The following is an 8,674-nucleotide window of genomic DNA, read 5'->3' as shown; positions in this document are numbered from 1 at the left end:
TCATCCACTCGATCCGATGCAGGCCCAGATGATCGCCCTGGCCCGCGTGGAGCTGGCCGACCCGGACGTGGTGATCCTCGACGAGGCCACCGCCGAGGCCGGGTCCGCCGGCGCCCGCCGCCTCGACGCGGCAGCGGCCGCAGTGCTGAAGGGCCGCGCAGGACTGGTGGTGGCGCACCGGCTGAGCCAGGCCGCGGCCGCCGACCGGATCCTGGTGATGGACCACGGCCGGGTCGTCGAATCCGGGACGCACGAGGAGCTGTTGCGGACGGACGGGCGGTACGCGGAGCTCAGTCGGGCGTGGTTCGGGGGAGAGTGAGCGGATCACCCCACCACGGGGTCAGGGCATCCGCGCCGCCACCGTCTGGCCCCACTGCTCCGCGCGGGCTTCCTCGCCCTCGAGCAGCTGGGTGTGGGTGTCGACCAGGAAACTCTCCGGCTCAGCGACAAGCGTGAATCCCAGCTTCTGCAGGTTCTTCGCGATTCCCTTAGACGCCCGCCCGGTGAGGATCGCGGGTTTGTCGACGCGCGTATCGAACGCGGCAGCAGCCCCCTCGCGCCGGGAGAGCTCGCCCAGCCAGTCCCTGATCCCCGCAGCGGCCACGTCGGGCTCTATCGTCAGGTCACTATCCGGTTGGTCGGCGGCCTCGACCGCGCCACGCCGGGTCGACTCGCGACTCATCCCGTGCACATGGGTGGGGCCGCCCACGATCACCAGGTCATAGACGGAGGTGTCCTCGTCTATCGCGTGCGAGACGGGGACTGCAGTGACGTCGCCCACCAGAGCGACGCCGCGTGCGATGGCATCGGCGATGTCGTGGGTGCAGCCGTACATCGATTCAAAGACGATCAGTGCGCGCATCGTGCGTGCCACCCCGCTCGACTACCGGTGAGAGCGCATCGCGACCGACCGTTCAGGGGCGCCACGTCTGTTTCTCACTCGATCCTCATCCTTCACCGCGTCTGAGGTGAGCGCAATAGTGGCGGGGGAACCGCGTTGATGACGACGACAACGTCGATCGCCGCGCCCGGTCTGCAAATCAAGCCAGGGCTGCGTCCCACCTGATCTACGGCCGCGAGCATTGTAGATAAGAACTCTATTGTGAATGTGAACTGTGTCACCTAGGGTCTGTCCATGAAGTCAAAGTTTGTCACCGGACTCGCGCTCGGCGCGAGTGTCGTGCTGGCCGGCCCACAGTTCGCCCACGCGGATCCAGCCGCCTTCGACGTCTCCGGCGTGTTCACCAACGGCTGTGGTGACGGTTCGGCCTGGATCGAGCTCAAGGACGACGCCAACGCGGTCGTCGCTTCGCAGAACATCACCGACGGCGGGGCGTTCAGCTTCCCGAATGTGGAGGACGGAGACTACCGGCTCGTGCCGTACGCCCCGGCCGGGTGCGGGCCGACGCCGTACCCCGGAGGCGCCGCCGTCACCGTCGACGGCGCTGATATCACCGGTGTCGATGTGGGACTCGTGGTAGTCCACTCGATCTGGGGAGTGGTGACGGGCTGCGACGCTGGCGAGGGCAATGGTCTCAACGGGGTCGAGGTCTCCCTCGATATCGACACCGAGGCGCTGACCTACAGCGCCATAACCCGCAGCCGCTCGCTCACTGAGGACGGGCAGTTCTTCTTCCAGTACCTGCCCGCCACGGACGGCTACACGGTCACGGTCACGCCGCCGGAGGGCTGCGAGATCGCTGACCCCACCGTCGTCATTGACCTCTCCGATGACGATGTCGAGGACGTGTCGTTCGCGCTGGATCGCGCACCCGGGCCGTTCGGAAGCCTCGGCTCGCTCGACCCCTTCGGCTCGACAGGGTCACTGGGCTCGTAGAAACTGCGCTCGTAGAAACTGCGCTCGTAGAAGCAGCGAGAAACCGCCAGGGGGGCGTTCGTTCGCCCCTCTGGCGGTTTTTTCGTCGACCCCTCTTTCTCACGTGTGTCTCTGTGCTTCACTCGCACGCCCTGCTCGCTGATCTCGTGGGTGTCTTCGCCGATTTGTAGCTTAAGTGAAGTCAGTTCATTTACTGTGGTGTGAACTGGCCCACACAACGATCGGTAGGGATCGCATGACCGACACGGCGATGAACGACACGACGACCGGCAACGCAGCACAGGGCAACCGCGAGGTTCGCCTGGTCAGGCACCCCGATGGTGCCCTGGCGGCGGATGATCTCGAGGTGGTGCCCACCGAGATGCCCGTCATGGCTCCGGGGCACGTGCTCATCCGGAACACCCTGCTCTCGGTGGACGCGGCCACCCGACTGCGCCTCGATCCCGTCTCGCCTCCCGGGTACCTGCCGGCGCTCAAGCCGGGGGAGGCGCTCGCCGGGATGGTGGTCGGCGAGGTGGTCGAGTCGGACGCGGAGGGGTACGCACCCGGGGACCTGGTGCACCACGACCTCGGCTACCGCGACTACGCCTTGGTCGATCCGGAGAACCAGGCCCTCGGCGTGGCCGGCGCGCTGTCCAAGTTGGACCGCGAGCTGGGCCCGCCCGAGCTCCAGGTGGGGCTGCTCGGCATGACCGGGCTCACGGCGTGGGCGGGGATGTTCGTGGTGGCCTCCCTCAAGCCCGACGACGTCGTGTGGATCTCCGCGGCCGCCGGCGCGGTGGGCAGCGTCGCGGCGCAGCTCGCCAAGGCGCACGGGTGCCGGGTGATCGGCAGCGCCGGCAGTGCCGAGAAGGTCACCTATCTCAAGGACGTGCTCGGGCTCGACGCCGCGTTCAACTGGCGTGACGGTCTGGACGGGCCGCTCAGCGAGTTCGCGCCCGAGGGCATCGACGTCTACTTCGACAGCGTCGGCGGCGACCACCTCAGGGCCGCGCTCGATCACCTGCGCCGGCTCGGCCGGGTCGCGCTGTGCGGTGCGATCGGCGGTTACGACGGCAAGCCGCCCGCTGCTCCCGGAAACCTCTTCAACGCCACGAGCAAGGACATCAACCTGCGGGGCTTTCGCGCCGGCACGTTCGCAGATCGTCTGCCCGAGGCCAGGAAGCACCTCGCGGAGCTGTGGCGATCGGGTGACCTGAACCTGGACCTCGCGCGATACGAGGGCCTGGAGTCCGCGCCGCAGGCGATCGTGGACATGCTCTCCGGGCGGACGACGGGCAAGTGCGTGGTGGCGCTGGGCTGAGGGGCCTATTGACGACGACGAGGTCGGCCAGAAGGTGGTGCCATAGACGCGGGCAGAGAGGACACGTAGGCCCGTCAGGGCGCGTAACCGGCCCGCGGTGTAGCCCCGGTCCCGGCGACCGCCTCTGTGATCGCACGCAGTGCGGCATCCGGGTCATCGACGTGTAGCCGCAGCACGGTGACCTCACGCGGGGAGGGTGCACTCCAGGCAAACCCGGGGACGGACGCAGGCACCGGGCGGTCAAGCTCGATGCTCAGAGTGGTGCCGTCCGGACCAGCGAGCGTGAGTGCGTTCCCGCCGCTTGCATCGGGCGCGATCTCCGCAGATGTGGGGGAGAGCCGCCGGTCGCGCCGCACTGTCGCGATTGCGTCGAGTGGTACCCGTGCGCAGACGTGCGTGCCGCTGCGCAGCACGAGTTCGCCGTCCTCGATCAGATGCGGTCGCACGATCCGGCCGGCCAGCCATCCGAGTACGATCAGCAGCCCGTAGATCCCGAGCAGGTCAAGCACCAGCCGCACCTCGGGCCATGGCACCAACAGGTGCACGGCGATCAATTCGATTGACGCCGCGACCGCCATCGCCACCGGGATGCCAAGCGTGCCGCGGGAGTGGCCGAGTGCCGCCGCGCCGTCAGGGACGTCTGGCCGCCGCGTCACCCACCGGGCCAGCGAGGCGAGTGTTCGCGCTTCGGTGCCGATCAGTCGTAGATAGGGGTCCTCTGCGGCCAGGGCGCGTAGTGCGTCGGCGCGGGTGCGAGCGTCAGCGCGGTGGGCTCGGTAGCGGCGGACGTAACCGGTGACGGCGATCGCCCCGAGTGGCACCTCGACCGCCAGGAAGAGCGCGAACGCCGTCGCGGGGCCGATCACCCCGGTGGCCAGGAGAACCGCGTCGGTGACGACGACGACAAGCGCAATCAATGGAACCAGTCTGCTGTTCACGGCAGTACTCCTGAGGCAGCGAGCGTGCGGCGCACTACTTCGCGCTGGGCCGGGTCGGGAAGGAGCTGCTCGAGCGTCGGTCCGTGGGTGGCATCGGCGGCATCGTGCTCATCACCCGGCTCGGCCGGCACTCCCGCCACCAGCGCTCGAAGGTCTTGGTCGGCCAGCAGTGCGTCGACGAGGTCTGCGATCTGCGGCTCCACCTCGCTGGGCCGCCGGCCCTCGATCCGGTGGAAGCCAGCGAGTAGGTCGAGGTACCGGGTGCGGCGACCGGCGTCGAAAGCGATGGCGGTGTATGAGGCAGTGAGCTGTACGGGGAAGTCGCCGTTAAGCGCAAGCAGGTCGAGCAGGTCCTGTTCGCGGTCCAGGAGCGCGGTGAGGTCGGGGTCGTCGGGGACCGCGTACCGACAGAGGTCGAGCGCACGCGATACCGGCTCGGGCAGCAGTCCCAGGGGTAGGCCGTCGGCGGCGCGCTGGGCTATCAGGTCGAGGCGTTCGCGCTGGCGGGTGAGAGCGGCGATGCGGGTGTCGATTCCTGAGCGGACGGCGGCCAGATCGTCGGCCATGCTGCCGGGCGCGGTCTCCAGCAGCGCGCTGATCTCGCGCAGGGGCACTCCCGAGTCGGAGAGGAACGCGATCCGGGAGATCCGCACGAGGGCGGTCACGTCGTACTCGCGATATCCGCCGGTGGTTCGCGGGGGCTCGGCGAGCACGCCCGAGCGGTGGTAGTGCCGGATGCTGCGTGCGCTGACTCCGGTCAGCCGGGCGATCTCACCGATTCTCATGAGCTGATCATCAACCTTGACACTGTGGCAAGGTCAAGCGCGCTAGATGTGAGTCGCCGATTGCCGCCCGCAAGAACCTTCGCGGTTCGGCTCCCCGTGGCCGGGATGCATCTCTCAGAGTTGTGGGCGAGGGGCACATGAGGCTGGATAGCGTGCGATCCGTGGACCTGGCGTGGGCAGCGCAGGCGTTGGTGGACATGCTCCGCAGGCGGTGGCGCTCGATTTGCCTCCTCCGGTGCGCGGCACGTAGTTTCACAGACGCAAACGACGCGGGGTGGAGCAGCTCGGTAGCTCGCTGGGCTCATAATCCAGAGGTCGCAGGTTCGAATCCTGTCCCCGCTACTACTGCACACAGGCTCGGTTCCCTCAGGGGAACCGAGCCTTACGTCATTTCGGGGTGGCGCTCCGATGCCAGCGCGCCGATCCTGCGTAGGTGACGATGACGGCCGCTGGTGCCGGCCTGCTCGTCGCTGAATGAGCGCGTGAGAGACGTGCCCCTAGCTGAGTTCGTCCGCCAGCCGAACGGCGGGAATCCAGTCGATACCGAACACCCGGGCCACCTCTGAGAAGGTGGAGGAGTCCGCATCGGTGCTGGTCGCCGAGGCGATCAGGCGGGACAGCATCACCGTCCCCGCTCGCTCCTCGATCGTGCCGGCCGCCGCCAGGAGCGTTATGTAACTATCATAGAAGTGTTGGGTTCCTGCAAATCTACGTACCCGGCGGGAGCGGTGCTCGCACAGCCCTAGCACCGGGCACGATGGCGACTATGTACCTCATCGGGACCGGGCCGAGTGAGCTGCACGCTCACATCGACCTCGACCGCCGCCTGTAACAGCTCGACCTCTTCGACGGCGCCGAGGCATCCGTGGTCTCGACCGCCCACGAGAACGGGCACTGGTCGGTCGTAGCCGAGATCCGACCCGAAACGGCGGGGGAGAGGCGATGACGCCATTTGATGCGAGGTCACTGGGGCGAGCCATCCGCACCGTTCGTCTGGAAACCGGGCTCACGCAGCTCAAACTCGCGCTCGCCATCGGCGTCAGCGGCGGCCACATGAGCATTTGGGAACGGGGCCAGGTCCCCGCCGCCCGAGGCCGTCCGGCTCACACCCCGACCATGAGCCGCGAGCAGCTCGAAGCCATCGCCGATGCTCTGGGATGCACCGCTGCGTACATCGCCGACCGCGCATCCCTGTCGGCCACCACCCGAGTAAGTCTCGGCCTGCAACCGCTCGGCCCCTCCCGCACTCTCGTCGCGGGGATCGCATACGACCTCACCGACGCCGAAGCGGACCGGGCCGCCGACTTCATCGCCGGCCTCATCGCCGCCCGCGACCTGAACTGACCGCCGGTGTCGGAGGGTCCGGTTACGGTCCCGGCGTGGACGAGCTGGTGGACCGAATCCGACAAGCGGCCGACCAGGCAGGCGAGATGCATTTCCTCGAGCTGATGCGCTGGCACCGCGTAGTCGCCGGCCTCCCCGAACCCGACTGGGGAGCCCGCGGCGTCTACCGACTCGCCGTCACCGAGCTAGGCGAAGACAGGGCCGCCGAGCTACTGCACGACCTGCGACGACTGGCCCGTAACCCCCGCCGCTACCGCAACGGCGCCGACGGTAAACCCCGCTACAGAGTGGGCCGCACCGTTAGCGACCAGCACCGCCGCCAGCAATCGATTCGATGAGGCCGGCATCATGCCGGTCCAGGGTGCGAACATTATTAACCGCCCGCGACACCGGACGGGTCCGCAGTGTCGCCGCGACCGCTCGGGACTCGGCATCAAGCAGGTCGAGCAAGTCGGAGGCCTGGTCCTTGGCGATCTTCTCCGGGGACAGCCAGGTGTCCCATGCTCCAGGGGTCAGGAATGCCGGCATCCTGTCGTGGACCTCGCCAGCCGCGTCTTCCCCGGTGCGGGTGATGATCGTGAACGTCGTCTGCCACTCGGCGTCATCACCCTCTCGGTGAAAGGCGAGTAGGCCGGCAGCGAGCAGGAGCTCGTCGCCTGGGGCGTGGACGTAGCTGGGGTTCTTGACCTCTTTGCCGTCCTCGAGGGCCTCTTGCCACTCGTAGTAGCCCGTCATCAAAACTGCGATTCGGGCGGAAGCGAACGCCGAGCGGAACATTCCGTTGGTTGCCACGCCCTCGAGGCGAGCATTGATCGGCCGTGGGCCCTTCTCCTTGGCCCAGGACGGGCGAAAGCCCCATGTCGGTAGGGACGCCTCACGCACCCGCTGATCGCCGATCGAGCGATCCCGGATGACTGGAGCCCGCGTACGGGGAGCCACCGAATACGCCGGCGGCCACTCGAAACCAGGATCGACCCCATCCAAATCGAGGTCCCCAACCAGGGCCGAGCCGGAGATAGCTACCGAGTACCGACCACACATGCCGAGACAGTAACAGTGGGAGCTCTAATCGACCGCTGACCAGCAGACATGACGGAACGCAACTTATCGGCGGCCCTACCCTGGCCAGTGGCTCTTGTACGCACTTGAGGTGCGCTGGAGTGAGCTTGGCCCAGACTGGTTCCATGGCGGGCAGCCGTTTATGACGTTGTCTTGTGGAGTTCGCCGGGCCTCTCTAGTTGTGCTCTAGAGCTTCATTTTCGCTTCGTCGGGATTGCGGCCATGCTCCCAGTGACTGCCGGTACTCGGGGGCTTCGGCTGTCTCGACGAACTCGAGGATGTTCCCGACGCGTTGCAGGAGCACGTCACGGACCTCACTGGGAGTGGCGAAGAAGAATTCCTTGCGTGGGTTTGCCTGGTTGAGAGCTCGGTCCGCAAAGTGCTTGTGTAGGTCGTTCTCGAGTGTGACCGCGTCTTCGGAAAAGAACAGCGCATGGACGTCGAAACGAAACGGTACGGAGGCTCCGCTAAGTTCTGCGATGCGCTCGGCGGGAGCGAGGCGGCGAGTCAACCCGATCTTCACTACTCCTGCCCCGAATGCGCCTTCGTTAGAGATCACGTAGATGTAGCCAGCTCGGATGTTGGCGGCGCGGTAGTCGTTCTGCTCGATTGCCTGGTCAACAGCAGCGAGCCGGGCGATGAGGTCCGCGTCGTCGCGCCCCTGGGTGCGGAGAGATTCCAATGCGTTGGCAAGGTGTGCACGTTCTTTGTCCAGCCGGGAGCGTTCTTCTTCTAGCTCTCGTTGGACGCGTGCCTCCTCACGAAGCCGAGCCCGTTCTTCGCGGGCTGCTTCGCGTTCTGCCTGCTTCTTCATCAACCAGTCGGCGGTGAGTTCAATCTCTTCAACGCGCAACGCATGGAATGCGTCGTCGATGCGCATTTCCATCAGTGCTCCGAGACGCGCGATGGCGGTCCGCGATGCCTCGAGCCGACGTTTTGCGGTGTCGACGTTTCCTGCCCGCAAGGAACGGATGACGTTGTCAGCTTCGGCGTTGTATGCGCGCAGCATTAGCTTGCCCAAGTCCGACGTCATGCGACGTCCCTGGGCGAGTGAGTTGTTCAGTGTGAAGAGATCGGACTTCACAATGGCTCGGCTCTCGCGGATTGAGTCGGCGATCCGGGCTTCGAGCTCCTTAAGGCGCTCCTTGTACGCGGCGGCAGACTCCAGCGGATGATGGTAGCGATAGATACCTGCTGCTTGCAGAACGCGGGCATCGTCGAGATCGATCGGTCGCTCCCCTTCACGAGCAGCCAATGCGCGGCGCAATTCGGCATTCTCGGCTTCCAAGAAAGCGATTCGCGCGTTCGGGTTTTGTTGGGGATCGGCAGGAGGTTCCGGTTCGGGTAGGTCTTCGACTTCGGTCGGCGTAGTGGCCTCGTCTTGGAGTGTTCCCGCTAAAGTGGCCAC

11 protein-coding genes and 1 tRNA gene are annotated in these 8,674 nt (G+C 66.6%); 6 read left to right on the top strand and 6 right to left on the bottom strand.

The genetic code is table 11. The features are described from left to right. A partial coding sequence (locus G6021_RS06245) for an ABC transporter ATP-binding protein (protein WP_182639694.1) occupies window positions 1–319 on the top strand: 319 nt, incomplete at its 5' end. A 21-nt stretch (window positions 320–340) separates the two neighbouring features. On the opposite strand, the gene G6021_RS06240 is transcribed toward G6021_RS06245, so the two are convergent. Next, a complete protein-coding gene (locus tag G6021_RS06240; RefSeq protein ID WP_182618084.1) occupies window positions 341–862 on the bottom strand; it encodes a flavodoxin domain-containing protein in 522 nt (173 codons plus the stop codon). 273 nt (window positions 863–1,135) lie between these two features. Between G6021_RS06240 and G6021_RS06235 the strand changes: the two genes are divergently transcribed. Next, window positions 1,136–1,837 (top strand): hypothetical protein, encoded by a 702-nt coding sequence (locus G6021_RS06235; RefSeq protein WP_182618072.1) that lies wholly within the window; start codon window positions 1,136–1,138, stop codon window positions 1,835–1,837. Window positions 1,838–2,072: 235 nt separating this feature from the next. After that, window positions 2,073–3,140 (top strand): NADP-dependent oxidoreductase, encoded by a 1,068-nt coding sequence (locus G6021_RS06230; RefSeq protein ID WP_206682381.1) that lies wholly within the window; start codon window positions 2,073–2,075, stop codon window positions 3,138–3,140. A 74-nt stretch (window positions 3,141–3,214) separates the two neighbouring features. On the opposite strand, the gene G6021_RS06225 is transcribed toward G6021_RS06230, so the two are convergent. Both G6021_RS06225 and G6021_RS06220 read right to left on the bottom strand, forming a co-directional pair. Beyond that, the gene (locus tag G6021_RS06225; protein WP_182618074.1) at window positions 3,215–4,078 is read right to left on the bottom strand and encodes a hypothetical protein; all 864 of its coding nucleotides are present in this window, start codon (window positions 4,076–4,078) and stop codon (window positions 3,215–3,217) included. Next, window positions 4,075–4,863, bottom strand: a complete 789-nt coding sequence (locus tag G6021_RS06220; protein ID WP_182611239.1) for a MerR family transcriptional regulator — start codon at window positions 4,861–4,863, stop codon at window positions 4,075–4,077. Before G6021_RS06220 ends, G6021_RS06225 begins: the two co-directional genes overlap by 4 nt. Window positions 4,864–5,131: 268 nt before the next feature. Here G6021_RS06220 and G6021_RS06215 point away from each other — a divergent pair. After that, window positions 5,132–5,205 (top strand) — tRNA-Met (locus G6021_RS06215). 155 nt (window positions 5,206–5,360) lie between these two features. On the opposite strand, the gene G6021_RS17735 is transcribed toward G6021_RS06215, so the two are convergent. Then, on the bottom strand, window positions 5,361–5,489 hold the full coding sequence (locus G6021_RS17735) for a hypothetical protein (RefSeq protein ID WP_268817317.1): 129 nt from the start codon (window positions 5,487–5,489) through the stop codon (window positions 5,361–5,363). 316 nt (window positions 5,490–5,805) lie between these two features. Between G6021_RS17735 and G6021_RS17730 the strand changes: the two genes are divergently transcribed. Both G6021_RS17730 and G6021_RS06205 read left to right on the top strand, forming a co-directional pair. Continuing rightward, window positions 5,806–6,207 carry a helix-turn-helix transcriptional regulator gene (locus G6021_RS17730; RefSeq protein WP_107746571.1) on the top strand — a complete coding sequence of 134 codons (402 nt, stop codon included), beginning with the start codon at window positions 5,806–5,808 and terminating at the stop codon, window positions 6,205–6,207. Between the two features lie 35 nt (window positions 6,208–6,242). After that, window positions 6,243–6,545, top strand: a complete 303-nt coding sequence (locus G6021_RS06205; RefSeq protein ID WP_146166335.1) for a hypothetical protein — start codon at window positions 6,243–6,245, stop codon at window positions 6,543–6,545. On the opposite strand, the gene G6021_RS06200 is transcribed toward G6021_RS06205, so the two are convergent. Next, entirely contained in the window at window positions 6,508–7,248 is a 741-nt protein-coding gene (locus G6021_RS06200) for an SOS response-associated peptidase (RefSeq protein WP_107746572.1), read from the bottom strand. The genes G6021_RS06205 and G6021_RS06200 overlap by 38 nt on opposite strands. A 193-nt stretch (window positions 7,249–7,441) precedes the next feature. Next, a partial coding sequence (locus G6021_RS06195; RefSeq protein WP_241736443.1) for a DUF4041 domain-containing protein occupies window positions 7,442–8,674 on the bottom strand: 1,233 nt, incomplete at its 5' end.

Source organism: Dietzia sp. CW19 (assembly GCF_014145265.1).
In the GTDB taxonomy this organism is placed as follows: domain Bacteria; phylum Actinomycetota; class Actinomycetes; order Mycobacteriales; family Mycobacteriaceae; genus Dietzia; species Dietzia natronolimnaea.
The sequence above is the reverse complement of the archived record's forward strand: the minus strand, read 5'-3'. Positions and strand labels throughout refer to the sequence as shown.

What these genes read in the sequence shown, in the direction of transcription:
- G6021_RS17730 (WP_107746571.1), top strand. Translation starts at nt 5,806, where the DNA reads ATGACGCCATTTGATGCGAGGTCACTGGGGCGAGCCATCCGCACCGTT.
- G6021_RS06240 (WP_182618084.1), bottom strand. Translation starts at nt 862, where the DNA reads ATGCGCGCACTGATCGTCTTTGAATCGATGTACGGCTGCACCCACGAC.
- G6021_RS06235 (WP_182618072.1), top strand. Translation starts at nt 1,136, where the DNA reads ATGAAGTCAAAGTTTGTCACCGGACTCGCGCTCGGCGCGAGTGTCGTG.
- G6021_RS06200 (WP_107746572.1), bottom strand. Translation starts at nt 7,248, where the DNA reads ATGTGTGGTCGGTACTCGGTAGCTATCTCCGGCTCGGCCCTGGTTGGG.
- G6021_RS06220 (WP_182611239.1), bottom strand. Translation starts at nt 4,863, where the DNA reads ATGAGAATCGGTGAGATCGCCCGGCTGACCGGAGTCAGCGCACGCAGC.
- G6021_RS06230 (WP_206682381.1), top strand. Translation starts at nt 2,073, where the DNA reads ATGACCGACACGGCGATGAACGACACGACGACCGGCAACGCAGCACAG.